Source organism: Duganella sp. Leaf61 (genome assembly GCF_001421905.1).
In the GTDB taxonomy this organism is placed as follows: Bacteria; Pseudomonadota; Gammaproteobacteria; order Burkholderiales; family Burkholderiaceae_D; genus Rugamonas; species Rugamonas zoogloeoides.
Genome location: NZ_LMLM01000001.1, coordinates 59,216 through 84,475, shown reverse-complemented (window position 1 = coordinate 84,475; position 25,260 = coordinate 59,216). Strand labels below are relative to the sequence as shown.

The window sequence follows — 25,260 nt, the reverse complement described above, 5'->3', positions numbered from 1 at the left end:
CGTTAGTAAGCGCTCAGTACGCCGCTACTGTAGCGCACCCGGTCACCGATCTTGTAGGGCGGCATGGTATCGACCACGATGCTCTGGCTGGTACCGTCGTCCATGCGCACGGTGATGCGGTATGGTGATTCGCTGCTGGTGTTCATCGTGCCGCCGGTGACCGCCGCGCCGCTCACGCCGACTCCCGTGGAGCCGGCCATGTCTCTCGGCATGGGATCGATAGCTTGCACCACGCCATACGTGGCCTGGGCCGTGCTGCTGCCCATGCTGCCGCTGGTGCCCGAGCCATAGCTGCTCGTGCTGCTCATGCCGGAACTGTCCGTACTTCCCGAGCTGCTGGTACCGGCCCCTGCAGTGCCTGCCGCCGGTACACCGCCACCGCCGCCTGGACCGGTACCCGTGGCGGCGGTTCCCGAACCACTGCTGCCGCTCGAGGTATAGCCGCGATTGCTGTCCATTGAATCCGAAGCGCACCCCGCCAGTCCCACGATGACCAGCACCCCCAGCATTGCTGCCCATTTGCCCTGTTTGCCGAATGTTGCACGGTTCATATCTGCCTCCGTTGAAATAATCAAAACAGGTCAGAGTCGAACCTCCATATTTCGTTCACACCTGCGCTTCGTCGCTTGATGTACATCAATTGAAACATGCTACCCACAGGCAATAATTGTCCGGTATCACTTCTAAAGGACATCGATATGTTGACACGCGTGACAGATACCATTATCGAAGAGTTAATAGTTTCAACCTGCGGTGAGCAGCAAGATCCCCGTTGCAAGCACTTGATGACGCACGCATTGCACAGCCTGGTACGCGTGGCCCAGGTGGAGCAGCTTGCTCAAATGCGGCAAGATGTGGCGCGGGCCAGCGGCAGCGGCCCCGGCAGTGAGGTCAGTCTGACGACTGGATGCGATACCGGGACCACAAAACGCACATGACCACGGTGGCCAGCACGGCAGCGCTGCAATCGACCAGCCAGTCGGAGACGGCGCCGTGGCGATACGGGAAGAAACTCTGCACGTATTCGTCCAGGGCGCCCATGGCGGCAATCGTCAACACGGATTTGACGGCGCGCTGCACCAGCGTACCAGTGCTACCCGTAAACAACAGGAAAGTCAGTCCGGCGTAGGCAATGGAGTGCAGCAGCACACCGGACGCCACCTGTCCGATTTCCTGCCGGGCGCCGGGCAGGGAACCCAGCACCAGTATCATCAGGAAGAGGAGGATGGCAGTCCAGTAACGCAGGCGTGCGTGCGAGGAAGAAAGAAAAATTTGCTTGATCATAAAGCAAACCTTACCACGCACAGCAGGAATTGGGGAGTGGTGCACCGGGGCTGCCGGTGCACCTTTCTTCAGTCATGCCTATCGGTTGCATGTACTCAAGATGAATCGAGTATAGGCCGTCAATATGACACGGTTATGACAATGCACAAGAAAGGTAAATCGCGGGCAAAAAAAAGCCCGCTGGTGAAAGCGGGCTTAAAACTATTTTCTTGGAGGAGAATAGTGGAGACAGGTGTAATTATGGGCTTCCGCTAGATATGTGTCTAATTGATGTTTTAGATACCAGACATCAGGTTTGTGCATAACTTGCTTTTGTGGCGCATTTACTTCACCGGCACCGTGTAATTGAGGGCCATTCGACCGCCGTCAACGTACAGGGTTTGCCCCGTCATGTAGCTTGATTCGTCGCTCGCCAGGAACGCTGCGATTGACGCGACTTCTTCCGGCTCGCCGCAGCGGCCCATCGGCGTGCGCGACAAAATCGTGTGGCGTGCTTCCGGGCTGGACATGACCGCTTGTTTCGCCAGTTCGGTCAGGATGGTGCCGGGGCCGATGGCGTTGACGCGAATGCCGTACGGAATCAGGTTGAGCGACATCACCCTGGTCAGCTGGTTGATCGCGCCTTTCGACACCACGTACGGCACCTGGTTCGGAATCGCCAGCTCGGCGTTCACGCTCGACATATTGATGATGACGCCGCTTTGCTGCTTGACCATCTCGCGGGCCACGGCTTGGCCGCACAGGAACATCGATTTCAGGTTGATGCGCAGCACGCGGTCGAAGTCGTCCTCGGTCACGTCGAGGAAGTCGGCAGCGTGCGTCACGCCGGCATTGTTGATCAGGATGTCGATGCGGCCGAACGCGGCCAGGGTGTCGGCCACCATGGCGTCCACGTCCACCTTCTGGCTGACGTCGGCAGCGAAGAAGCGGGCGGCGGCGCCGAGTGCGGCAGCGGCTTGCTTGCCGTCGGGCTTGATGTCCACCAGCATGACCCTGGCGCCTTCGGCAACCAGGCGCTGGGCGCAGGCCAGGCCGATGCCCTGGGTGGCGCCGGTGACGATGGCGACTTTTCCGGATAATTTCATGGCAGAGCTTTCAATAGGGGGTGACGGGGCAAATTTTAACAGCGGAGCGCAAGGAGGTAACTGCGGCCGCGTTACAATAGAGGGTTTGCAACAGACTACAAGGATGCGCCGTGAATTTCATCAACAAACTGTCCGCCGCGTGGACCAGCAACGAGTCGCTGCTGTGCGTGGGCCTCGATCCCGACATGGCCAAGCTGCCGGCGCAGTTCCAGAACGACCCGCAAGGCATCTATCACTTTTGCCGCGAGATCATCGACGCCACCGCCGACCTGGCGTGCTCGTTCAAGCCGCAGATCGCCTATTTTGCCGCACTGTCGGCGGAAGACCAGCTCGAAAAAATCTGCGCCTACGTGCGCGAACAATATCCGCACATTCCGCTGATCCTCGACGCCAAGCGCGGCGACATCGGCGCCACCGCGCGCCAGTACGCACGTGAAGCCTACGACCGCTACGGCGCCGACGCGGTGACCGTCAATCCGTACATGGGTTCCGATTCGGTCGAGCCGTACATGGAATGGAGCGACCGGGGCGTGATCATCCTGTGCCGCACCTCGAACGCGGGCGGCTCGGACCTGCAATTCCTCGACGTCGGCGGCCAGCCGCTGTACCAGCACGTGGCGCGCCTGGTGGCGGAGAAGTGGAACAGCAACGGCCAATGCGCGTTGGTGGTGGGGGCTACTTATCCGGAAGAGCTGGCGCAGGTGCGCGCCATCGTGGGCGACATGCCGCTGCTGGTGCCAGGCATCGGCGCCCAGGGCGGCGACATCGCCGCGACCGTACAGTCGGGCAAGACAGCTGCTGGCGCTGGCATGATGATCAATTCGTCGCGGGCGATCCTGTACGCGGCGCCGCAGGCGGGCGAAGACTTTGCCAGTGCCGCCCGCCGGGTTGCGCTGGAGACGCGCGACGCGATTAACCTGTATCGCTGATTTTCCCGGTAACGGTGACGCTGGTGCTCAATGCGCCGGCGCCACCATTTCCGCGTATTCATACAAATCCGCCAGGATCTGCTCGGCCCGCTCATCGGCATCTTGCTGCAGGTGATCGATCTCGCCGAAGAACTGGTCGATGGTGCGGGCGCCGCCGGTACCTTCGTAAAACTTCGCCGCACGATGCTGTTCCCAGTGCTCCATTTCGGTTTCCGACAAGGTCTCCGGGTAGTTGCGCGCGCGGTAACGGAATACCAGCTCGGCCAGGCGCGCGTCGCCGAACGACGGTGACGCCACGGCCAGCCGCGCCGGGCTTTCCTTGCGCAGGGTATCGAGCAAGCGGCGGTCGTCGCGGCTGACAAAACCATTGTACAAATCTTCGTCCACGTCGAGCGGTTCGCCCGGCGGGCGGTGGAATACTTGCGCCCATTCGGCGTCGAGGTTGCGGCCGGCGGCGGCGATTGCGGCGTGGGCCTTGCTCTGTTCGAGATCGATGCCCCAGCGCGCGGCCATGGCCGGCGACAAGGTCTTCAAATTCGCCACCAGCATCGGCGACTTGTTTAAATGGATGCTCTTGACCGGCAGCCGCGTCATACCCTCGGGCAGGGCGTCGGCGCGGCTGAAGATGCGGGTGCGGATGGTGTCGGCATTGAGCGTGAACAGTTCGGTCGGATCGTAGGTGCAATCCCAGACGATCACTTCGTTCTTGTTGGTCGGGTGCGTGGCCAGCGGCCAGACCAGCGCCAGGCAGCCGCGCTCGGCCGGGAACATGCCGGACACGTGCAGGAACGGCGCGCGCAGTTGCGGCGCCAGGTGCATGCCGATCTCGTCGGCCACGCGGTCTTTCTTGTGCAGCGCGAAGCAGAAATCGAACAGCTTGGGCTGGTGCTGGCGGATCAGGCGCGCCAGCGCGATGGTGGCGCGCACGTCGGACAGCGCATCGTGCGCCGCTTCGTGCAGCAAACCGTTGGCCTTGGCCAGGTGTTCGAGCTTGAAGCTGGGTTTGCCATCTTCCTTGACCGGCCACTCGATGCCTTCCGGGCGCAGCGCATAGGTCATGCGCACCACGTCGAGCAAGTCCCAGCGGCCGCAGCCGTTTTGCCATTCGCGCGCGTACGGGTCGATCAGGTTGCGCCAGAACATGAAGCGGGTGATCTCGTCATCGAAGCGGATGGTGTTGTAGCCGACGCCGATGGTGCCGGGTTCCGAAAACGCCTGTTCGATGGTGCGGGCGAACTGGTGCTCGGGCACGCCCCATTCCAGGCACTGCTGCGGCGTGATGCCGGTGATCAGGCATGATTGCGGATCAGGCAAGAAATCGTTGGCGGGCTGGCAATACAGCATGATCGGATCGCCAATCTCGTTGAGCTCGGCGTCGGTGCGGATCGCGGCGAATTGCGCCGGGCGATCGCGGCGCGCCATGGCGCCGAAAGTTTCATAGTCGTGCCAAAGGAAAGTCTGTGTGGTCATGGAGGCGTATTCAGGGGGGCTACAGTTATTGGTAAAACTGCCGATAATCGGTATTCAGGCATCTACAGGGGGCACTATCATGGCTACTCCAGTCTCTATTACTCCAGGCAGCAGCAGTAGCAGCAGTAGCATCAGTCCGCTCAAGGCCAATACGGCTGCCACCGCGGCGACCGCATCCACTGACAAAGCGGCGGACATGTCGCCGGCGGCCAAGGCAAAAGCACAGCTTAATGCATCGATCGTGGAAGCGTCGCTCACGGTGTCGCTCAAATCGGGGAACGATCCGATGTCGGTGGTATTCAAGACCGCATTGACCGGCATCAACGAGGCGCTCGAAGCCGACTTCGGCAAGGATGCAATCCAGAACGCGTCGTCGCAGGACAACTCGCCCGAGGCTACCGCGAACCGCATTGTATCGCTGTCCACCGGTTTTTACGAAGCGTACAAGCGGCAAAACCCGGGCCAGGACGACGAGACCTCGCTCAATAACTTCATGGATACCATCAAGAAGGGCGTGGAGCAGGGCTTCAAGGAAGCGCGCAGCATCCTCGAGGGCTTCAAGGTGCTGAGCGGCGATCTGTCGTCCAATATCGACAAGACCTACGATTTGATCCAGCAAGGTTTTGCCGACTTTGTCGCTGCCCAGAAGGCGCCGCCGCCAGCCGAGAACGCTGCCAGCGCCACGGCCACCGGCAACGCCAGCGCTGCCATTACCACCACGCCCAAGGCCGCCGACAACGACAGCGGCTTCCAGATCGATCCACCCAAGGTTTAATCGGTAAGCGCTTCCTGCATTACCTGGTTACGGCCCAGTTCCTTGGCACGGTAGAGCGCGGCATCCGCGCTGGCAATCAGGTCCTGCTCGCTTTGCTGCGGCCGCAGCGTGGCCACGCCGAACGAGGCTGTGATGTGCGGCATCGGCTGGCGCATGTCGGCAAACACGACCGCCTGCTGCATGCGTTCGCACAGCCGTTCGGCCACCGCCACCGCCATCTTGCCGTTGGTGTCGGGCAGCAGCACCATCATTTCCTCGCCGCCGTAGCGCACGGCGAAATCGGTCGGCCGCAGGGCGCCGCTCAATACTTGCGCAGCGGTGCGCAGCGCCTGGTCGCCAGCCAGGTGGCCGTGGGTGTCGTTGAAGCGTTTGAAGTGGTCGAGGTCGATCATGATCAGCGCCAGCGGCGCCCCCGAGTTGTGCGCCGTCGCCGCCAGCTTCGGGAGCAGGTCGTTGAGCCAGGCCCTGTTGTACAGCCCGGTCAAGCCATCGTTCATCGACAACCGGCGGTAGAACTCGCCAAGTTTCTGACGCGTACGCAGCTGGGCGTTGGCGGCGCGGATGCGGAACGACAGCAGGCGCAGCAGGTTACGCGCCACTACGTTCGACCGGTCGATCAGTTTCCATACCAGGTCCGCTTCGATCACCAGGATCTCGCTGTCTTCCAGCGCCGTGATGCGCGACAGGTTGGCCTCCTCGTCCAGCACCGACTGTTCGCCGAGGCTCTCGCCGGGCAACACCTTGCTGACGCTGCCATTGCCGTCGGCCACGCCGGTGTTGCTGTCGGTTTCCACCGCAAGCACGCCACGCAATACAATGTAAAGCTGCGCCTGGTTCGATTCGGGGATGGCCTTGCCTGCTTCCAGGCGCATGACGGGACAGTTGGCCAGCAACCTGGTGACGGTTGCATCGTCATTGGCGTCGCGCAGGAGTTGCAAGTTGCCGGGCCGGTAGCCAGACTTGCCGAAGGTACTAATCTGTTTCAAGGTGGTTCTTTCAATGGCGCAGCGATGAGTGCTGGCAAGCATTTCTCATGATAGCCCAAAGGCAGGCGGGCGGTCACGCCAGGGCCTGAAACTGGTGTAAATTTTACACAGGTAGTTGTTGCATGATGTAGTCTATTCAACACTGAAACATTGAGGAGTTTGCATGGTTTACACCGATGCCATCGGCACTCAGCACCAGGCCGATCCGAACGCCCGCATCGTCTCGCTGGTGCCGTCGATTACCGAGCTGCTGTGCGACCTGGGCCTGGCGCCGCAACTGGTGGGGCGCACCGGCTTCTGCATCCATCCGGCCGACCTGGTGCGCGACATTCCCAAGGTGGGCGGCACCAAGGACGTCAATATCGAGAAGATCCGCCAACTCGCCCCCACCCACCTGGTGGTCAATATCGACGAGAACGAGGAAGAGACGGTCGACCTGCTGGCCGAGTTCATTCCCAACATCATCGTCACCCATCCGCTGGGGCCGCAGGACAACCTGGCGCTGGCATGCCTGCTGGGCGGCGTGTTTTGCCGCGAGGAAGCAGCCGCGCGCTGGTGCGCCGACTTCGAGGCCGAATACGCGGCGCTGCAGTCCAGTCCGAAAGGCCCGCCGCAAACCATGTTGTACGTGATCTGGCAAGACCCGTGGATGACGATTTCGCCCGACACCTATATTGCCCGCATGCTGGCCGAAATCGGCTGGCAAGTGCCGGACCTGGGCGACGTGCGCTATCCGCAGTTCCGCTGGTCGCCGGAGCTGGTGCAGGGTATCGATGGGGTATTGCTGTCGAGCGAACCGTACCGGTTCACCGAAGCGCATGTGCATGCGCTCGAGCAGCAGATCGGCAAGCCGGTGCTGCTGGTCGATGGGGAAATGTTGTCGTGGTATGGCAGTCGCGCGCTGCCGGGGTTGCGCTACTTGCGGCAACTGGCCCGGGAGTGATGCCGGGCCGCTGCCTGCGCAGTGGTATTACTTGATGTCTTCTTCGACGTCATCTTCTGCTGGCACGGCATCCTTGGCGGATTGGTGCTTGTCCTTGTCTTGCAGACGGCCCAGGGCGCTGTCGATGGCGCGCTTGAGCTTGGCGGAGGCGCCGCCGATGGCCTGGTGCAGGGTGGCGCTATGGTCGCTGACGGCAATCGGCTTGTAGCCGGTGATGCGTGCTTCCATCAGGCAGCGGTTGTCGCCATCGGCCGACTTCTGGCCCAGGTTGTCGCTGAGGTGAACTTCGACGCTGGTGATCTGTTCGCCGAAACGGTGGAGTGAATCGCTGACGACGGTGCGTACATGGTCGTGGAGGCCTGCATGAACGGCGACGGTCTTATCGGAATTAACATTGATTTGCATACGATTGCTCCTGTCTTTTTGTTTGTCTGCGAAATCATATTACTCCTTTTATGCTTAGGTTCGCGTTAAATACCCCACCTTCGATAACAACCATACGCGGCAGTTGATAAGCTCAGTTGATTAGCGACGCTGCGATGTTGATCGACAGCCCGAGGATGGCCAGGTTGTAGAAGAAGCACAGTACCGACTGGCCCAGCACCACCTTGCGCATGCGCCGGCTGCGCACGGTCACGTCCGACGTCTGCACCGCCACCGAGATCGTGAACGAGAAGTAGAGGAAGTCCCAGTAGTTCGGCTGCAGGTGCTGGTCCGGGAAGCCCAGCAGCGGCTCGGTCTCCTGGTTGGTGTAATACAGGTGGGCATAGTGCGAGCAGAACATCACGCCCGCCATCAGCCACGAACCGATCACGGTCAGCGCCACGAATGTGTATTGCAGCGGCAGGTCGTCGGGATGGCTTTTCAGCGACGCCAGTTGCAGCACGATGGCGGCCAGCGAAATCAGGATCGCCACCGACAGCGTGGCCAGGATCACCGGGCCTTTTTCGTCCTGGCGGCTGGCGGCGCGGCGGATGTCGTGATGGTCGGCGCGCAGCATCATCGAGACCATCGTCACCAGGTACAGCCACACCGCCACGTCCCACGCCGTGAGCACGCGCGTGAGCCAGTGCCAGTCGTCCGGCAGGAAGGGCCACACCAGCGCACCGACCGCTACCGCCAGGCTCAGGTGCGGCCGGCTGTGGATGATGCGCGGCAGCGTGGGGCGCCATCTCATTTGTTTACCTTCATTTGGTCACCTTCTTCTGGTCGTGCGGGAAGCGGTCCATGCGCGAGAGCACGGGGAACAGGTATGCCCACAGGCCGGTCACCACCAGGGTCGCCGCGCCGCCGAACAGCACCGCGCGCGTGAGGCCCATCCAGCCGGCAGTCACGCCCGATTCGAATTCACCGAGTTCGTTGGAGGCGCCGATGAATACCGAGTTGACGGCACTGACCCGGCCCCGGATTTCGTCCGGGGTTTCGTACTGTACCAGCAGGTGGCGCACGTACACGCTCACCATGTCGCCCATGCCCATCAGGAACAGGGCGACGAGCGCCACCACGAAAGTGGACGTGGCGCCCAGCACCAGCGTGCCCACGCCGAAGATGGCCACGCCGCCGAACATCCAGGCGCCCACCCGGCGCGTGATCGGGAAGAACGCCAGCGCGATCGAACACAGCGCCGCGCCGATGCCGGGCGCGGTGCGCAGCATGCCCAGTCCCTGCGGACCCACGTGCAGCACGTCGTGCGCCAGCGCCGGCAGCAGCGCAGTGGCGCCGCCGAACAGCACCGCGAACAGGTCGAGCGAAATGGCGCCCAGCACCACCGGCCGCGAGCGCACGAAGCGCAAGCCTTCAAGCACCGTGTGCCAGGTGGCTGGCGCGCGGTTGCTCGGCTGCTTGACCGACTTGACCAGGCACATCAGGATCACCGAGATCACCAGCATGCTCGAGGAAACCATATAAACGGTTTTCGGACCGGCCAGGTAGAACAGGCCGCCCAGGGTAGGGCCCAGAATCACGGCCACGTGCATGCTGGAAGAACTGAGCGCCACCGCCTTGGCGAAGCTCTCGGGTGGCACCAGGTTGACCAGGATCGCTTGCGTGGCCGGCCCCATGAAGGCGCGCGCGCTGCCGAACAGCACCAGTACCGCGAACACCGGCCACACCTGCGTCAGGCCCGCATAGGTAAAGGCCAGCAGCGACAGGCCGCACAGCAGCTGCGCGGCCAGCGCGAGGGCGATCAGGTTGCGGCGGTTGTAGCGGTCGGCGGCGTGGCCGGCGATCAGGATCAGCAGCAGGAACGGCGCAAACTGCGCCAGGCCGATCAGGCCCAGGTCGAACAGGTTGCCGGTCATCGAATAGACTTGCCAACCGATGGCAACGTTCTGCATTTGCACGGCGAGGGTGCCGAGCGTGCGGGCAAACAGGTAAAAGGTGAAGTTACGGTGGCGCAGGACGCTGAAACCGTTGGAGATGGCGGGACTGTCAGACATGAAGGCTTTCAGGGAGCAGAGCCTCGGGACTCTGCATCCCGGGCCCTGCTGGTGGATGCGATTACGGTTGCTGGATCAAACCTGGTTGGTGCAGATCGGCCTCGGTGGTGAAGGCGTCCGCGTAGAACTCGTCCTCGGGCAGGCCGCACCGGGCCACGAAGTCGCGCAGTGCCGCCTCGACCATCAATGGCGCGCCGCACGCGTACACCTGGTGGCCCGACAGGTCGGGCAGGTCGTTCACCACGGCCTGGTGCACGAAGCCCGTGCGCCCGGTCCAGCTGTCTTCTGGCAGGGCATTCGAGATTACCGGCACATAAGTGAAGTTGGGCAGGATCGCTTCCCACTGGCGGCACAGCGCGTCCATGTACAGGTCTTGCGGCCGGCGGCCGCCCCAGTACAAGATCATCGGGCGGGTGGAACCCTCGGCGCGCAGGTGTTCGACAATGGCCTTGATCGGCGCGAAGCCGGTGCCGGAGGCCAGCAGCACCATCGGCTTGTCGCTGTCGTCGCGCACGAAGAAGGAGCCCATCGGACCCTCGAAGCGCAGGATGTCGCGCTCCTTCATGGTGGTAAATACCTGGTCGGTAAACAGACCGCCGGGCAGGTGGCGGATGTGCAGCGTGAGCGGCTGGTCCGCACCCGGCGCGGTGGCGATGCTGTAGCTGCGGCGCTTGCCGTCGCGCAGCAGGAATTCGATGTACTGGCCGGCGCGGAACTTGAGCGTTTCGTTGGCCGGCAGTTGCAAGGTCATCACGATCACGTCCGGCGCGACTTTTTCGAGCGTGGATACGCGCGACGGCATCTTGCGGATCGGATATTCGGCGCTGCCAGCCACTTCGCGGGCCTCGATCACCAGGTCGCCGGCGGTGGTGGCGCAACAGAACAGCGCGAAGCCGGCCGCTTCTTCGTCCAGGCTCAGCGCCCGTTCCTGGTGTGCCTTGTGGGTAACGGTACCCGAGACTATCTTGCCCTTGCAGGAGCTGCAAGCGCCGTTTTTGCAACCGTAGGGCAGTCCCACGCCGGCGCGGATGGCAGCCGCGAGGATGGTTTCATCCTCGTCGCAGTGGAATTGGTGGCCGCTAGGCTGTACAGTAATTTGAAACGTCATACAATCCTTCAGATGAAAAACCCTAATCGTTCTACATTCAACCTGCCGCGCCTGCTGATCGTGGGCTGCGGCGACGTCGGCAAGCGCCTGCTGCCGCTGTTGCGCGCCCACTATCGCGTGTTTGCCACCACCAGCAGCCTTGATCGCTGCGCCGAACTGCGGGCGCTGGGCGCCGTGCCCATCGTTGCCGATCTCGACCAGCCGCCCAGCCTGCGCCGCCTGGCTGGCCTGGCATCAACCATCGTGCACCTGGCGCCGCCGCAGGGCGAGGGCCCGCTGGACCGCCGCACGCGCAATCTCACCGCCATTTTACCTGAGCACGCCCGACTGGTTTATGTGAGCACCACGGGCGTCTATGGCGATTGTGGCGGCGCCCTGTTCAACGAGACCCGACCGGTGGCGCCGCGCAATCCGCGCGCCACGCGGCGGGTGGATGCCGAAGGTGTCTTGCGACGCTGGGCCGTGCGCAGCGATTCGACGCTGTCCATCCTGCGCGTGCCCGGCATCTATGGCGCGGAACGGCTGCCGCGCAAGCGCCTGGAGCAGGGTACGCCAGCGCTGATCGCCGAACACGACGTGTATACCAACCACATCCATGCCGACGACCTGGCTGCCATCATTGTCCGCGCGCTGCGGCACGGCAAGCCCAATCGGCTCTACCATGCGGTGGATGACAGCAATATGAAGATGGCCGATTATTTCGATGCCGTGGCCGATGCGCTGGGACTGGCGCGGCCGCCACGGTTGCCGCGCGCGCAGTTGCAGCAGGTGGTGACGCCAGCGCTGCTGTCGTTCATGTCGGAGTCGCGCCGGTTGGCCAATGGTCGCATCAAGCGCGAGTTGGGCGTGCGGCTACGCCATGCCACCGTGGCATCTTTATTGGCAACGTTGTAAATTTTTGCAAGGATGCGTTGCATTTATGCAATTTAAGCAGCCTCAGGTTAATATTACAGGCTTCTATACCTTTTTTTACAATTATTTTTTGATCTAGCACAAGAAATCGGGTTAGAATCTCACACATTGTCACGGAGAGTGTATTTCTGCTTATCCGTTAAATAACAAAGATGTGTAGTAGCGGGATCGGCGGCTATCGTGGGCGCATGGTTTCTCTAACTGCACCGATAATTTTATTAGTCAATGTGTCGCTTTCTTCCAACGGGCGACCCCGAACCTGCTAAATATCATGTCCATTAAAGAAATTACCTCCTCCCCAACTTACAACCCTAACCGCGTCCTCGATGCGATCATTGAAAAACTGCAACTGAAAAACGATGCAGCCCTGTCGCGCGCGCTCGAAGTGGCGCCCCCGGTGATCAGCAAGATCCGCCACAACACGCTGCCGATCGGTGCCACCATCCTGATCCGCATGCATGAAATCAGCGATTTCAGCATTCGCGAACTGCGCGAAATGATGGCAAATTAATTTGCCCACCGCTCAATAAAACGGCGCGTCACCCTTGCGGGGACGCGCCGTTTTGCTTGGCTGGGCAGTGACTAGGCAGTTGTATTGATCATGCTGCCGAGCCGCTGGCCGCTGGTGTTGACCATCGGCTGCGGTGGCGGTTGCTGCTGTTGTTGCGGTGGCGGGGCCACTGGCTCGGCCTGGCGCGCGACCGGTTCCGCCTGGCGCGGCGGTGGCGTGGTCTGGATATTAACGTTACTGGATGCGACGGAATTGACGGCCATGACGTGCTCCCAACATCGATTGAATCCAGAGTATGCCACTTTATTTGGCAGATGTCAGCTCAGGCGTGGCCTTTCGGTGTACAGCGACGCGGTCGCGCTGCCGCGATATGCCCCCGGCGTCCAGCCGCAGTAGGCGTATTGTCCGGCCTGGATAGTCGTGCTGCCGCAATAGGCGGCCCCAAGGTTAGTGGCGACACTGCCGTAGGCAATGCCGAATTCCTCCTCGTACAACTCCTTCATGCGATTGCCGATGCGCGCCAGGGTGGCGGCATCTTCTTCACCGCGCATGCCGATGTACGGGAAGTGGTGCAGGAAGTAGCCGAACACGGCCTGGCAATCGGCGGCGTATTTCATTGTGTCGAGGATGTGATAATGCCAAAAGGTATCGACATCGACCAGCGGCGAGGTTTGCTCGTCGGGGAATTTTTTCATCAGAGTCAGAAACCGGCGATATTCAAGCTCGACCGCGTTGGCGCGTTCGAGCGTCCAGCCTTCGCCAGATTTGTTGTGCATCAGTTTGACTTTGATCGGCTCCAGGTCCAGCGCGGCGATGGCATTCATGACGTTCCTTTGCTTGGGTTGAGGAAAATGGCAACAAGTCGATTTTGCCCATGCCGAAGCAATGCCTATTGATTTTTATCAATGGCCGTAAGGAAACTCCTAACGCGGTGAGAGTTCTCCGTAGCGCGAGTGCCTGCCGGCAGTTCGCGTCCCAGCGGGACTGCGATCGATACCACGGTGCCGCCGTTGGCGCCGCCCTCGATGGTGCAGGTGCCGCCCAGCAGGATGATGCGCTCTTCGATGCCGACCAGGCCGAACGATCCCACCTTGTTGCGGCTGTTGGCGCGCAGGCCCACGCCGTTGTCGGTAATGGTCATGGTCAGCATATTGTCCGCCTCGGCCAGCTCCACCCGCACCACGCTGGCGCGGGCATGCTGGGCGATATTGCTGAGCGACTCTTGCAGGATGCGGAAAAACGCGGTCGCGCAGCGGTCGTCCACGCGGATATCCTGTTGATGCTCGATGAGCTCGCACACCATGCCCGAGCGCGTGCGGAACTGGGCGATTTGCCATTCGACCGCCGCGTTCAACCCCAGGTCCAGCACGGTAGGCCGCAAATCGTTGATGATGTGGCGCACGCTCTTGATGGTGCTGTCGATCTGGTGCAGCGTGCCCATGGCGCGCGCGTGCAGGCGCGGGTGGCGATGGCGGGTGCGGGTGGCCAGCAGGTCGGCCTCGATGCGCAGCACCAGCAGGTTTTGTCCGAGGTCGTCGTGGATTTCGCGCGCGATGCGCTTGCGTTCCTGTTCCTTGATCTGGTCGGCATGGGCGGCCAGGCGGCGCAGCTTGTGGTGCGATTGCTGCAGCCTGGCCTGGCTGTCGCGCAATTCCCTGGTCATTTCCTTGGCCATCTTGATGGCGCGCAGGCGCGACGAGGACAGCGTGTGGAACAGCAGGTAAAACATCAGGGTGCCGATAAAACCGGTGCCCAATGCAAGCCACGGCAGGAACAGGTCGAAGTGGCTCGACCATGCGCGCTTGGGTGCGCTGAACCGGGTTTGCCACTGGCGGCCGTGGAAGTCGAGCGGCAGCACCACCGAGTACAGTTGCGCGGTGCGCTCATCCTTGCCGTGCGGCTGGCTGTCGAACAGCAGGGTCGCGCGCGGCACCGGGGCGCTGGCGCTGCCGCCGTCGTACAGGCGCAGCCGCACGTCGCGCACCTGCATTTGTTCCATGGCCAGTTGGACCAGGCGCGGCACGCTGAAGCCGATGCCCACCGAGCCGATAAAATTGGCGCGGCGCTGTTCGACCGTCGCGCGCGGCATGCCGCGCCGGTACACGGCCAGCCGGATTGCCATGCCGCCGCCGCCCTTGCCCAGGCTGTTCATTTCAATCAACTGGCCCGACGTGCTCACTTCGCCCGTATCGCGCGCGCGCGCCAGCGACGCGGCCACGGCGGGACGGGCGGCGATGTTCAGGCCCACCCGGTCGCGGAACGTGGCAATTGGCTCGATCATCGTGATGACCGAGTAATCGGGCCGGCGTTCGCGCGGGCGGATGTCGAAATCGGGGTAGCCGTTGGCCGTGCCATCGCCGCTGTGGCGTGCGGCGCGCTCGAAGGCGTCGCGGGCATCGTCGGTGAGGTAGGGGGAGTAGTTGATGCCGTCGAGGGCAGGGTAGTGCGATGGCAGCTGCAGTCCGCTCACGAAGCGGTGGAAATCGGCGGGTGTGACGTTGTCGCTGGCATCAAAAAAACTGGCCGTGGCGCGCAGGACATTGGTGTAGGAATCGATGTACGAGCTGATATGGTATTGGGCATTGCGCGCCTGGTGCATAAAGCGGGCGTTGCCGTCGTATTCGACCGCGCGGTCGGCTGCCACGTAGCACAGCGCACCCACCCCCAGCGAGAGCAGGATGCCCGCCCACCACACCGGCTTCGACGGTGAGAACCACTGCCGTTGCGCGAGTAATCGCCCCATTGCCACTGCCTTTCAGACGCCCCGCCAGTCCATAGATTATTGACTATAAAAAATATTCGATCTGCAAGTCAAGTAAATTTATGGATGTAAAAAAGCCGGCTCATCCTGCTGGAGGGCGCCGGCTTGTCGTGGGCGTCGCTTACTTGGCCACGAAGCTGTCCTTGAGCGTGACGATGCGGTTAAACACCGGTTTGCCCGGTTGCGAATCGACGCGGTCGGCCACGAAGTACCCGTGGCGCTCGAACTGGTAGCGCTGGTCGGGCAGCGCCGCGCTCATGCCTGGCTCGAGGTAGGCGGTGATCACTTCCTTGGCGTTCGGATTGAGCACTTCCTTGAAGTCCTTGCCGCCGGCATCGGGATGCGGATCGGTAAACAGGCGTTCGAACAGCCGCACTTCGGCCGGTAACGCGGTCGCGGCGGACACCCAGTGGATATTGCCCTTGACCTTGTAATTATCGGAGCCGGGCGTGCCCGATTTCGAATCCGGGAAGTAATTCACGTGCACGGCCACCACGTTGCCGTGTTCATCCTTGTCGTACCCGGTGCACTCGGTCACATAACCATGGCGCAGGCGCACGCGGCTGCCCGGCTTGTCGTCGATCGGCGGGTAGTAGCGGAAATAACCTTTGCTCGGCACTTCCATGAAGTCTTCTGCCTCGATCCACAGTTCGCGCGTGATCGGGAACGTGCGCACGCCCATTTCAGGGTGGTGCGGATGGACCGGCGATGTGCATTCCTCGCTCTGACCTTCCGGATAGTTGTCGATGATCAGTTTCAACGGACGCAGCACGGCAGTGGCGCGCGGCGCCTTCGGATCGAGATCCTCGCGCAGGCAGCCTTCCAGCGTGCTCATGTCGATCCAGCCGTCGGACTTGGTGACGCCGATGCGTTCGCAGAACAGGTGGATCGCTTCGGGCGTGTAGCCACGGCGGCGCAGGCCGACAATGGTGGGCATGCGCGGATCGTCCCAGCCATCGACGATGTGTTCGTCCACCAGCTGGCGCAGCTTGCGCTTGGATGTCACCACGTAGGTGAGGTTCAGGCGCGAGAACTCGTACTGGCACGGCACCGGCAGCTTGAAGAAGCCGCCCCTGGACAATGTTTCCAGCAGCCAGTCGTAGAACGGGCGGTGGTCCTGGAATTCCAGCGTGCAGATCGAATGGGTGATGTTTTCCAGCGCGTCCGAGATCGGGTGCGTGTAATCGTACATCGGGTAGATGCACCAGGCGTCGCCGGTGCGCACGTGGTGCGCATGACGGATGCGGTAGATGGCCGGATCGCGCATATTCATGTTGGGCGACGACATCGCATCTTCGCTGATCTTGGCGCGCAGGATGTGCTCGCCGTCGGCGTATTTGCCCGCTTTCATGTCGCGGAAGATTTGCAGCGATTCGTCCACGGGACGGTTGCGGAACGGCGAATTGACGCCCGGCGTATTGAAATTGCCGCGATTAGCCGCCATATCGTCTGCCGACTGGCTGTCCACGTACGCGTGGCCTTCTTCGATCAGGTACTCGGCCATTTCGTACAACTGGTCGAAATAGTCGGAAGCGTAGTGCAAGTGGCGCTCCACGCTGCCATCGGCGGCCGGGTAGTCGTAGTTAAAGCCCAGCCACTTGACGCTGTCGATGATGGTATCGACGTATTCCTGCTCTTCCTTGGCCGGGTTGGTGTCGTCGAAGCGCAGATTGCAGCGGCCCTGGTAGTCGCGCGCCAGGCCGAAGTTCAGGCAAATCGATTTGGCGTGACCCACGTGCAGGTAGCCGTTGGGTTCCGGCGGGAAACGGGTGATCACCGTGGGCAGATCGTCGCGCACATAGGTGCCGGCCGCCTGGTCGTGGTCGATGATGGCCCGCAGGAAGTTCGAAGGGAGTTCTGGCGCCGCGCTTTTTTTATCGTTGCTCATCTGAAAGATTGACTTGGAGAAGTTCGTGTAAAGACCATTTTACCGTATCCCCCGTGCGCGCCTAGGGGAAATGCTGCATTGCGATGGGTGGTCAGCGGCGAACCCGGGGGCGGGTGTGGCGCGACAGGTATAATTCGCCTTTGGTTCATCTATTTTGTTTCGGAGTTTCCCAAATGGAAAATCACTACAATACGCTGGGAATCGCGCCGAACGCCACCGAGGACGAGATCAAGAAGATCTACCGCTCTCTGGCGATGCGTTTTCACCCGGACCGCAACCAGGCGCCCGGCGCCGAAGCGCGCTTCAAGGCCATCACCAAGGCGTACGAGATCCTGTCGGATCCGGTCAAGCGCGAGGAATACAACCAGAGCGTGAACCACCGCATCATCATCGATGCCGAGGCCGAGGCTTACCAGCTGTGGCGTTCCCTGTTCAGCCTGCATGGCACCACGTTGCCCGCTGCCTGAGGTTGGAACTGACCGCGGCCGATATAACATCATCACGAAAGCAGGAACATGAGAAAAGTACACCCGGAGTTCGCCTACCAGTCGCGCGAACTCGAAGGCCAGATCGACGGCATCCTGGGCGACCCGCCCGACCGCAAGAACTACCAGCGCATGATCGACGCACTGGTGGACGAGTACGCCACCGGCGGCGGCATCGAGGACGTCAACATGCTGGCCTTCGCGCTGGTTGATCACCTGCAGTTTTCCGACCCGAAGGGCCTGCTGGCCGAAGCAGGCGACTACGAGTTCGGCGATGCCGCGCGCGTGTTCGCCATGGCGTCGTGCAAGGGCGAGGCAGCCGGCCGCATGTACGCGGCGCTGCAGGAAAACCTGCCCGACCTGGCGCGCCAGGCCATCATCACCGCCTTCCTGTTTAAAAATCCGCGCAAATGGGACGACGACGACCAGTCGCTCGAGCAATTGTCGGCCAACGACGATGGCGACGATATCGAAGACGAAGACAACGCGACCGACGATTTTGCCCAAATGTTCGACAAGGATGGAGATTAAACCATGTCCGACGACCAAACCCGCAATCTGCCAGCGCTGAGCAAGCAAGTGACCGAGTTGGTGCTGGCCGGCTCCCTGGGCCATGCCGAGCAGGCGTTTGCCGATGCCGCCGACCAGTACGGCGACCTGGCCGTGGTGGAAGTGCTGTCCAACATCCCGCCGCAAGTGACCGCGCTGCACATGGCCGGCTTTGACGGCGGCAAGATGTCGCTGGCCACCTTGCTGGTGCCGCCCAAGGCCTGGGCCGACAGCCTGGCCTTCATCGCCGCCACCTGGCCCGACGACCAGATCGAGGACGATCCCGAGCGCATCGCCGAGTCGCTGTTCGCCCACGTGCACGGCGTGGTGTTTGCCACCGACGACGAAGAGCGCCGCAACGAGCTGCTGGCGGCCGCTTCGGCCCCCGACCATGGCGCGACCATGTTCGCGATCTTGTTCTCGATGGCGCCGAAGGAAATTCTCGAAGTGGCCGGCGAGATCATTGCCAAGGGCCCGTACCTGACCGGCCAGACTTCGTCCGACAACGACGTGGTCCCGCTGGCGATCGCGCTGGCACAGGCCTCGGAAGACGGCTGGGACCGCGCCTTGTTCGAGCTGTTCCCCGAGTTCCGCCACAGCGCCGACCTGGCCGATGCCGAGTTCAACGACGACCCGGACGAAGAGCAGAACTTCCTGCAACGCTCGACCAAGGAACTGCTGTACCGCCTGCGCAAGCAAGTGCCGTCCACGCGCGTGGTCAAGGCGTCGCGCCGCAGCGTCGGCACCGGCATTTTCTCGTGATGGAACGCTGACCCATGCTGCCAGCAATCGTCAAAGAAAACCTGCCGCGCCTGACGCGCGCGATCCAGAAACTGGCTGCCGAGCCCGATGAGGACGCCGCCTACACGCTGGCCGATGAACTGACCGGCATCACCGCCATGGTGGCCGAAAAGTTCACCAACGACCGCACCGCCGACGGCATCCAGAAGGCGTTGCAGCTGACGGTGGGCGCGGTATCGCTGGGCCTCGATCATGCGCTGCCCGAAGCTGAACTCGACAGCGACGATCCGGACCTCGATGCCCTCGACCTGTTGATCGAGGAGGGCGCCGAGCACGCGTTCCAGATCGGTTTCCGCCTGATCAAGGAGTTGTCGGCCTTGCCGGAGGATTCCCTGGTCGGCGAATACGATACCGATCCCGTGTACGCGGCAAGGCGCCTGCGCGACCTGTTCATCGACCTGTGCCAGACCGATCCGAACCAGAACTGGAACGGCAGCGACCGCTACGTGGTCATGCTCAAGCAGCGCAAGGAAGTGCAGGCGATTGTGCGCCTGGCCAACTGGCTGCGCCGCCACCACAGCGAAGGCCCGGTGTCCGACACCGACCTCAACGCCGAAGGTGTGATCGCGCTGGCGATCATTTTCGCGGTGGAAGGCGGGGGCAGGGTGATGGCGCGTACCGGCCAGAAAGAGTTCGAGCGCTTCGTCAAATCGGTGCGCAAGAACAAGCCCGACTTCGAAGAGGGCTGGGCCGCGCTGGTGGCTGCCGTGCCGGTGCAACACCACCCGGTGCTGCTCGACCGCATCGCCAGCTACCGCGCAACCTGCACCGTGCTGCAGCACATCAAGGGCCGCACGGCCATGAAAACCTTGTTTGCGGAGCTGGAGAACTATGCCGGTTCCGAGCTCGATGCGGATTATTCGTAAGTATCCATCCTGAGGCTGCGGCTCAGCCCGCAGCTTCTTCTGCAACCTCCTCCGCCACCGCCACAAACCCCGCCACCAGCGGCGAAATCTCATCCGTGCGCCGCGCCAGCAGCAGCGCCGTATTGGCTTCGGGATCGGCCAGCGGCCGGTAGCACACGCCGCCCATGCGGATAATTTCGAACGAACTGGGCAACACGGAAATCCCGCTGCCGGCCGCCACCAGGCCGATGATGGTCGAACCCTCGGCCGCCTCTACCGCGATGTTCGGCACAAACCCCGCCTCCTTGCACAGCCGGAAAATCTGCGGATGGATGCCGGTGCCGGCCGTCTTCGGGAACATCACCAGCGGCAGCCCCTTGAGGTCGCTGATGGCAATTGCCTGCTTGTGCGCCAGCGGGTGCCCGACCGGCAGCACCAGCACCAGCGGATCGCGCCGCAGCACGGTCAAGATCACGTTGTCGGGCAGCGCCTGCTCGGGCGGGCGCACCAGGCCCAGGTCCAGCCGGCGGTCGCCGATGGCGTCGAGTTGTTCGAACGTGGACATTTCGTGCAAGGTCAGCGTCACGCCCGGATAGCGCTGGCGGTAACGGTTGATCACCGTGGCAAACAAGGGCGTGAGCGGCGTGGAAAACGTAAAACCCACGCGCAATTCGCCGGCTTCACCGCGCTCGGCCCGCTGCGCCGTTTGTACCGCCTGGTGCGACAGCGCCAGGATGCGCCGCGCATCGTCGAGAAACAGCTTGCCGGCCTCCGTCAGCCGCACCCAGCGCTTGCTGCGCTCGAGCAGTTGCGCGCCGACCTCCGCTTCCAGCATCTGGATCTGGTGGCTCAGTGGCGGCTGGCCGATGTGCAGCCGCTCGGCCGCGCGCGTAAAACTGAGTTCCTCGGCAACGGCGACGAAGTAACGAAGGTGACGAAGTTCCATGGCTGTTATCGTTTTAAAGTATGACTAACGTCTTAAATATATATTGGACAGTCGTATCGTGCAATCCTAAGATGGTTTATCACCTTTGCTTCAGATTGCTTGCCATGTCCACCGCAGCCACCGCCACGCCTATTTTGCCCATGCTGCCCAAGCCGGCGCCGCGCATTGCCGCCGGCACCGCCGACTTCAAGCGCAGCAACCGCGCCATGTTCTTCGGCGGTTTTTCGTGCTTCGCGCTGCTGTACTGCGTGCAACCTTTGATGCCGTTGTTGTCGCACGAGTTCGCGCTGAGCGCGGCGCAAAGCAGTCTGGCATTGTCGATCTCGACTGCCGCATTGGCCGTGTCGCTGGTGGTGTCCAGCGCGATTTCCGAGCGGCTGGGCCGCAAACCGCTGATGGTGGGAGCCATGGCAATTGCCGCCGTGATGACGGTGCTGTGTGCGTTTGCCCATAACTACCACCAGCTGCTGGCCATGCGCGCCTTGCTGGGCGTGGCCCTGGGCGGCATGCCGGCGATTGCCATGGCGTATTTGGGCGAAGAGATCGAACCGACGTCGCTGGGCTTGTCGATGGGCTTGTACATCAGCGGCAGCGCGTTTGGCGGCATGGCGGGCCGGGTGATCACGTCGGTGCTCAGCGACCATTTTTCGTGGCGCCTGGCGGTCGGCATCGTCGGCGTGGCCGGCATCATGGCGGCGTGGGAATTCTGGCGCAGCCTGCCGCCGTCGCGTCACTTTACGCCATCGAACGGCGGCTGGCGCACCTTGCCGGCCGGCTTCAAGCTGCACCTGAGCGATGCCGGCCTGCCCTGGATGTTCGCGCTGGCGTTCCTGCTGATGGGCGCGTTCGTCAGCCTGTACAACTACATCGCCTATCGCCTGCTGGGGGCGCCGTTTGGCCTCAGCCAGAGCCTGGTGGGCACGGTGTCGTTCCTGTACCTGCTCGGTATCTACAGCTCGGTATGGGCGGGCAAGCTGGCCGACCGCTATGGCCGCCGCCACGTGCTGTGGGCGGTGATGGCGATGATGCTCACCGGGCTGCTGCTCACGCTGTCGAACTGGCTGCCGCTGATCATCGCCGGCGTGGCGCTGTTCACTTACGGCTTTTTCGCCACGCACTCGGTGGCCAGCAGCTGGGTGGGGCGGCGCGCGCTCTCGAACAAGGCGCTCGCTTCCGCGCTGTACCTGTTTTTCTACTACCTCGGCTCGAGCGTGGTCGGTTCGGCCACCGGCGTGATGTGGGAGCGCAGCGGCTGGCCGGGCGTGGTGATGGTGCTGGGCGCCGCGCTGGGCCTGGGCTTGCTGGTGGCGTTACGCCTGCGCAGCCTGGCGCCGTTGGGCGCGGCCGAGAAGTAAGAAGCCGCGAGAAGCGCCCTGATCCACGTCAATAAATAGTACGGAATCTGTCGGCCGCAGCAGGTGTCGAATCAAGGTGGGAACGTTGTTCGTTCCCTCTTTTTTCTGGAGCGACATCATGCAGCCAAATACTGACCGCAGTAACGATATTCAACGCCGTTTCCACCTGGTCGAACAAGCGATCGGCCAGGCTTCCGAGGCCAGTTCGGCCGAACAACACCTGCCCAGCGAACTGCGCGACAGCATCCAGCGCGTGGACCGCCTGGGCGACACCGCGCGCGAAGTACTGCAATCGGGCGACCAGGCCCGCATCCGCAAGCTGGTCACCGACATGACCGCCTCCGCCGAACGCGCCCGCCGCGTGTGCACCAACATCCCGCAACTATCGGCCCAGATACGGGGCGCGGTCAGTCATATGGCCAGCCAGATCCAGGAGTTGAAACGGGACTTGCAATAGTCGGCTGGACGCGCCAGTCCAGGAACCGCTCTGCTTGCTTGAGCGGACGAGAAAAACCGACTATGTTCGGAGAGAGACCATGAAGCAAAGCGAATTCCTGTGCTGGCTCACGCAGCGCGGCGTGCACGTCAAACAAGGCTCGAAGCACTTGAAACTCTACGCCAACGGCGAACAAACCATACTGCCGCGCCATCCGTCCAAAGAACTCAAGCAGGCACTGGTCGACGCGGTCAAGAAAAAACTGAAGCTCAGTTAATGTTTCACCAAGGAGGTTGCCATGCAATATCCCGCTGTCTTTTCCCCTGATCCCTCGGGCGGTTACGTTGTTACTTTTCCCGATATCCCGGAGGCCATCACCCAGGGCGATACCGAAGCCGAAGCCATCTGTATGGCCGAGGACGCGCTGGTCACCGCACTCGACTTTTATTTCGAGGACCACCGGCAAGTACCCGCGCCTTCACGTCCCCAACTCGGCCAGCGACTGGTCGCCTTGCCGGCGGAATTGGCCGAGCGGGTACGGTCGTCGAATGCTGCGCTGGGGCGGCAGGGGTTGGGGGCGTTCCAGGCTTGAGCCGTCGCTCATAGCACTCCCTTGGCCCGCAGCGCGGCAATCTCGTCGTCGCTGTGGCCCAGTAAATCGCCCACGATGTCGTCGGTGTGCTGGCCCAGCAATGGCGGCGCGACGGCATTGTCCGCCGGCGAGGCTGACAGACGCATCGGGTTGCGTACCAGTTTGACGGTGCCGGCGGTCGGGTGCGGTACTTCGGTGACAATGCCGCGCGCCAGCACTTGCGGGTTGCTGTACACGTCGTCGAGGTTGTTGATGGGGCCGCACGGTACGCCTACTGCCTCCAGTTGTTCGATCCAGAAGTCGCGGTTCTGGCGCAACACCATTTCGGCCAGCAGTGGCACCAGTTCTTCGCGGTGTTGCACGCGCAGCGGATTGGTGGCGTAGCGCTCGTGCAAGGCCAGGTCGGCGCGGCCGCCCACCTCCACGAATTTCTGGTATTGGCCGTCGTTGCCGGTGGCGACGATGATGTAGCCGTCGGCACACGCAAAGGTCTGGTATGGCACGATGTTCGGATGGGCATTGCCCCAGCGCCTGGGCGGCTTGCCGCTGTTGAGGTAGTTGCTGCCCATGTTGGCGAGCATGGCCACCTGCACGTCGAGCAGCGCCATGTCGATGTACTGGCCTGCGCCGCTGCGGTCGCGGTGGGTCAATGCCGCCAGGATGGCGATGGTGGCGTACATGCCTGTCATCAGGTCGGTCAACGCCACGCCGGCTTTTTGCGGGCCGCCGCCGGGCAGGTCGTCGCGTTCGCCGGTGACCGACATCAGGCCGCCCATGCCCTGGATCAGAAAGTCGTAGCCGGCGCGGTGCGCGTACGGGCCGTCCTGGCCGAAACCGGTCACCGAGCAGTAAACGATATCGGGCTTGATGGCCTTCAGTGAATCGTAGTCGAGGCCGTAGCGTTTCAGCTGGCCCACCTTATAGTTTTCCAGGACCACGTCGCAGTGTTGCACCAGTTCGCGCAGCAGGGCCTGGCCTTCGGGACTGGCGATGTCGATCGTCACCGAGCGCTTGCCGCGATTGGCGGCCAGGTAATAAGCTGCTTCGGTGGTGTCGTTGCCATCGGCATCTTTGGCGTAGGGCGGGCCCCAGGCGCGGGTGTCGTCGCCGTTGCCGGGGCGTTCGATCTTGATCACGTCGGCGCCCAGGTCGGCCAGGTTTTGCGAGCACCACGGGCCGGCCAGCACGCGGCTCAGGTCCAGCACGCGGATATGGCCCAGCGCTTTCGGTAAAGTCATCTTTATCTCTCTTGTGGGAAGTCTCGTCCGCCAGTGTAGTGTCTGTGCCGGGATCGTGATAGTGTCGTGGTTCCGTCCCTCCCAATTCCATCACTAATTCGGCATCATGTGGCCATATCCTAAAATTGTTGCGCATCGCGGCGGCGGCATCCTGGCGCCGGAAAACACGGTAGCCGGCTTGCGCGCCGGCCTCGCTTACGGTTTCCGCGCTGTCGAGTTCGATGTCATGCTGTCGAAAGACGGTATCGGCATGGTCATGCACGACCCCGATTTCGGCCGCACCGTGGCCGGACCCGGAGCGGTAGCGCGCACCCTGGCACGCGACCTGGCGGCGATGGATGCGGGCAGCTGGCACAGCGCCCCATTCAAGGGCGAGCCGGTGCCGTACTACACCCAGTTCATCGATTACTGCAAGCAGCAGGGTATCTGGATGAACGTGGAAATCAAGCCGGCCGAAGGTTTTGAAGCTGCTACCGGCGCCTGGGTGGCGCGGGTGACGCGCGACGCCTATGCCGACGAGATCGCCGCCAGCAAGGCCGATGGCAACTTCGCCCGGGTACCGTTGTTATCGTCGTTCAGCTTCGAGGCCCTGGCCGCCGCGCGCGATAGCGCACCCGAGGTGCCGCGCGCGTATTTGCTCGACCGCATTCCGGCCGACTGGCAGCAACAGGCCAGGGCGCTGCAAGCCGTGTCCATCAACACCAACCACAAACATTTGACCCGGGAACTGGCCGCGACCATCAAGGCGGCCGGTTACGGCCTGTTTTGCTACACCGTCAACGATCCCGACCGCGCCCGGGAAATCCTGTTGTGGGGCGTGGACGGCTTTTGTACCGATCGAGTGGATTTGATCGGTCCGGCCTTTACCTAAAACCATGTGAACGTGGAGGTCATATATAATCAACCCTTTGCATTTGCCAGCT

Annotated in this window: 29 protein-coding genes; 14 read left to right on the top strand and 15 right to left on the bottom strand. The window is 62.4% G+C overall.

Annotation, left to right across the window (positions count from 1 at the left end; genetic code table 11):
• Window positions 1-2 precede the first annotated feature (2 nt).
• The 3 genes from ASF04_RS27245 to ASF04_RS00425 form a co-directional block, all read right to left on the bottom strand.
• Window positions 3-551, bottom strand: coding sequence for a hypothetical protein (locus tag ASF04_RS27245; RefSeq protein WP_156368497.1), 549 nt, complete (start codon window positions 549-551; stop codon window positions 3-5).
• Between the two features lie 340 nt (window positions 552-891).
• The gene (locus ASF04_RS00430) at window positions 892-1,284 is read right to left on the bottom strand and encodes a VanZ family protein (RefSeq protein ID WP_056137392.1); all 393 of its coding nucleotides are present in this window, start codon (window positions 1,282-1,284) and stop codon (window positions 892-894) included.
• A 323-nt stretch (window positions 1,285-1,607) separates the two neighbouring features.
• Entirely contained in the window at window positions 1,608-2,369 is a 762-nt protein-coding gene (locus tag ASF04_RS00425; protein WP_056137390.1) for an SDR family NAD(P)-dependent oxidoreductase, read from the bottom strand.
• Window positions 2,370-2,479: 110 nt separating this feature from the next.
• Here ASF04_RS00425 and pyrF point away from each other — a divergent pair, with 110 nt between their 5' ends.
• Window positions 2,480-3,298 (top strand): orotidine-5'-phosphate decarboxylase, encoded by an 819-nt coding sequence (pyrF, locus tag ASF04_RS00420; protein ID WP_056137388.1) that lies wholly within the window; start codon window positions 2,480-2,482, stop codon window positions 3,296-3,298.
• 27 nt (window positions 3,299-3,325) lie between these two features.
• Here the strand turns inward: pyrF and sbcB are convergent, their stop codons facing one another.
• Window positions 3,326-4,768: an exodeoxyribonuclease I gene (sbcB, locus tag ASF04_RS00415; protein WP_056137386.1), complete on the bottom strand. Its 1,443-nt coding sequence runs from the start codon at window positions 4,766-4,768 to the stop codon at window positions 3,326-3,328.
• 79 nt (window positions 4,769-4,847) lie between these two features.
• On the opposite strand from sbcB, the gene ASF04_RS00410 reads away from it, so the two are divergent.
• Window positions 4,848-5,543: a DUF5610 domain-containing protein gene (locus ASF04_RS00410; protein ID WP_056137384.1), complete on the top strand. Its 696-nt coding sequence runs from the start codon at window positions 4,848-4,850 to the stop codon at window positions 5,541-5,543.
• On the opposite strand, the gene ASF04_RS00405 is transcribed toward ASF04_RS00410, so the two are convergent.
• Window positions 5,540-6,529, bottom strand: coding sequence for a GGDEF domain-containing protein (locus ASF04_RS00405; protein ID WP_056137382.1), 990 nt, complete (start codon window positions 6,527-6,529; stop codon window positions 5,540-5,542). The genes ASF04_RS00410 and ASF04_RS00405 overlap by 4 nt on opposite strands.
• Window positions 6,530-6,692: 163 nt before the next feature.
• On the opposite strand from ASF04_RS00405, the gene ASF04_RS00400 reads away from it, so the two are divergent.
• Complete coding sequence (locus tag ASF04_RS00400; protein WP_056137379.1) at window positions 6,693-7,472, top strand: helical backbone metal receptor; 780 nt, start codon at window positions 6,693-6,695, stop codon at window positions 7,470-7,472.
• 27 nt (window positions 7,473-7,499) lie between these two features.
• Here the strand turns inward: ASF04_RS00400 and ASF04_RS00395 are convergent, their stop codons facing one another.
• The 4 genes from ASF04_RS00395 to ASF04_RS00380 form a co-directional block, all read right to left on the bottom strand.
• On the bottom strand, window positions 7,500-7,877 hold the full coding sequence (locus tag ASF04_RS00395) for an HPF/RaiA family ribosome-associated protein (protein ID WP_056137377.1): 378 nt from the start codon (window positions 7,875-7,877) through the stop codon (window positions 7,500-7,502).
• A gap of 112 nt (window positions 7,878-7,989) precedes the next feature.
• A complete protein-coding gene (locus ASF04_RS00390) occupies window positions 7,990-8,649 on the bottom strand; it encodes a DUF1345 domain-containing protein (RefSeq protein WP_056137375.1) in 660 nt (219 codons plus the stop codon).
• 10 nt (window positions 8,650-8,659) lie between these two features.
• Window positions 8,660-9,910, bottom strand: coding sequence for an MFS transporter (locus tag ASF04_RS00385; RefSeq protein ID WP_056137373.1), 1,251 nt, complete (start codon window positions 9,908-9,910; stop codon window positions 8,660-8,662).
• Window positions 9,911-9,971: 61 nt separating this feature from the next.
• Window positions 9,972-11,018 carry a CDP-6-deoxy-delta-3,4-glucoseen reductase gene (locus ASF04_RS00380; RefSeq protein ID WP_056137371.1) on the bottom strand — a complete coding sequence of 349 codons (1,047 nt, stop codon included), beginning with the start codon at window positions 11,016-11,018 and terminating at the stop codon, window positions 9,972-9,974.
• A 12-nt stretch (window positions 11,019-11,030) separates the two neighbouring features.
• Here ASF04_RS00380 and ASF04_RS00375 point away from each other — a divergent pair, with 12 nt between their 5' ends.
• Window positions 11,031-11,912 carry an SDR family oxidoreductase gene (locus ASF04_RS00375; RefSeq protein ID WP_056137369.1) on the top strand — a complete coding sequence of 294 codons (882 nt, stop codon included), beginning with the start codon at window positions 11,031-11,033 and terminating at the stop codon, window positions 11,910-11,912.
• A 289-nt stretch (window positions 11,913-12,201) separates the two neighbouring features.
• On the top strand, window positions 12,202-12,441 hold the full coding sequence (locus tag ASF04_RS00370; RefSeq protein ID WP_019921686.1) for a hypothetical protein: 240 nt from the start codon (window positions 12,202-12,204) through the stop codon (window positions 12,439-12,441).
• 71 nt (window positions 12,442-12,512) lie between these two features.
• Here ASF04_RS00370 and ASF04_RS00365 read toward each other — a convergent pair whose 3' ends face one another.
• From ASF04_RS00365 to ASF04_RS00350, 4 genes are all read right to left on the bottom strand, one after another.
• Window positions 12,513-12,704: a hypothetical protein gene (locus ASF04_RS00365; RefSeq protein ID WP_019921687.1), complete on the bottom strand. Its 192-nt coding sequence runs from the start codon at window positions 12,702-12,704 to the stop codon at window positions 12,513-12,515.
• 54 nt (window positions 12,705-12,758) lie between these two features.
• Window positions 12,759-13,265, bottom strand: coding sequence for a glycine-rich domain-containing protein-like (locus tag ASF04_RS00360; RefSeq protein WP_156368496.1), 507 nt, complete (start codon window positions 13,263-13,265; stop codon window positions 12,759-12,761).
• 65 nt (window positions 13,266-13,330) lie between these two features.
• Complete coding sequence (locus ASF04_RS00355) at window positions 13,331-15,184, bottom strand: CHASE domain-containing protein (protein WP_229204872.1); 1,854 nt, start codon at window positions 15,182-15,184, stop codon at window positions 13,331-13,333.
• Between the two features lie 139 nt (window positions 15,185-15,323).
• On the bottom strand, window positions 15,324-17,090 hold the full coding sequence (locus ASF04_RS00350; RefSeq protein ID WP_056137366.1) for a glutamine--tRNA ligase/YqeY domain fusion protein: 1,767 nt from the start codon (window positions 17,088-17,090) through the stop codon (window positions 15,324-15,326).
• Window positions 17,091-17,263: 173 nt separating this feature from the next.
• Between ASF04_RS00350 and ASF04_RS00345 the strand changes: the two genes are divergently transcribed.
• Genes ASF04_RS00345 through ASF04_RS00330 form a run of 4 tightly spaced genes read left to right on the top strand, consistent with a single transcriptional unit; the run spans window position 17,264 to window position 19,791 of the window.
• Window positions 17,264-17,557: a DnaJ domain-containing protein gene (locus tag ASF04_RS00345; protein WP_056137364.1), complete on the top strand. Its 294-nt coding sequence runs from the start codon at window positions 17,264-17,266 to the stop codon at window positions 17,555-17,557.
• Between the two features lie 48 nt (window positions 17,558-17,605).
• Window positions 17,606-18,106 (top strand): hypothetical protein, encoded by a 501-nt coding sequence (locus ASF04_RS00340; RefSeq protein WP_056137362.1) that lies wholly within the window; start codon window positions 17,606-17,608, stop codon window positions 18,104-18,106.
• A 3-nt stretch (window positions 18,107-18,109) separates the two neighbouring features.
• Window positions 18,110-18,886, top strand: coding sequence for a hypothetical protein (locus ASF04_RS00335; protein ID WP_056137360.1), 777 nt, complete (start codon window positions 18,110-18,112; stop codon window positions 18,884-18,886).
• 14 nt (window positions 18,887-18,900) lie between these two features.
• Window positions 18,901-19,791, top strand: a complete 891-nt coding sequence (locus ASF04_RS00330) for a hypothetical protein (protein ID WP_056137358.1) — start codon at window positions 18,901-18,903, stop codon at window positions 19,789-19,791.
• Window positions 19,792-19,813: 22 nt separating this feature from the next.
• On the opposite strand, the gene ASF04_RS00325 is transcribed toward ASF04_RS00330, so the two are convergent.
• Window positions 19,814-20,716 (bottom strand): LysR substrate-binding domain-containing protein, encoded by a 903-nt coding sequence (locus ASF04_RS00325; protein ID WP_056137355.1) that lies wholly within the window; start codon window positions 20,714-20,716, stop codon window positions 19,814-19,816.
• Between the two features lie 104 nt (window positions 20,717-20,820).
• Between ASF04_RS00325 and ASF04_RS00320 the strand changes: the two genes are divergently transcribed.
• From ASF04_RS00320 to ASF04_RS28545, 4 genes are all read left to right on the top strand, one after another.
• A complete protein-coding gene (locus tag ASF04_RS00320; RefSeq protein ID WP_056137353.1) occupies window positions 20,821-22,071 on the top strand; it encodes an MFS transporter in 1,251 nt (416 codons plus the stop codon).
• A 118-nt stretch (window positions 22,072-22,189) separates the two neighbouring features.
• Window positions 22,190-22,528, top strand: coding sequence for a hypothetical protein (locus tag ASF04_RS00315; protein WP_056137351.1), 339 nt, complete (start codon window positions 22,190-22,192; stop codon window positions 22,526-22,528).
• 79 nt (window positions 22,529-22,607) lie between these two features.
• Complete coding sequence (locus tag ASF04_RS00310; RefSeq protein ID WP_056137349.1) at window positions 22,608-22,784, top strand: hypothetical protein; 177 nt, start codon at window positions 22,608-22,610, stop codon at window positions 22,782-22,784.
• Window positions 22,785-22,805: 21 nt separating this feature from the next.
• Window positions 22,806-23,099 (top strand): type II toxin-antitoxin system HicB family antitoxin, encoded by a 294-nt coding sequence (locus tag ASF04_RS28545; protein WP_056137347.1) that lies wholly within the window; start codon window positions 22,806-22,808, stop codon window positions 23,097-23,099.
• Window positions 23,100-23,107: 8 nt separating this feature from the next.
• On the opposite strand, the gene ASF04_RS00300 is transcribed toward ASF04_RS28545, so the two are convergent.
• Complete coding sequence (locus ASF04_RS00300) at window positions 23,108-24,337, bottom strand: CaiB/BaiF CoA-transferase family protein (protein WP_056137346.1); 1,230 nt, start codon at window positions 24,335-24,337, stop codon at window positions 23,108-23,110.
• A gap of 106 nt (window positions 24,338-24,443) precedes the next feature.
• On the opposite strand from ASF04_RS00300, the gene ugpQ reads away from it, so the two are divergent.
• Entirely contained in the window at window positions 24,444-25,208 is a 765-nt protein-coding gene (ugpQ, locus tag ASF04_RS00295) for a glycerophosphodiester phosphodiesterase (protein WP_056137343.1), read from the top strand.
• Window positions 25,209-25,260 lie beyond the last annotated feature (52 nt).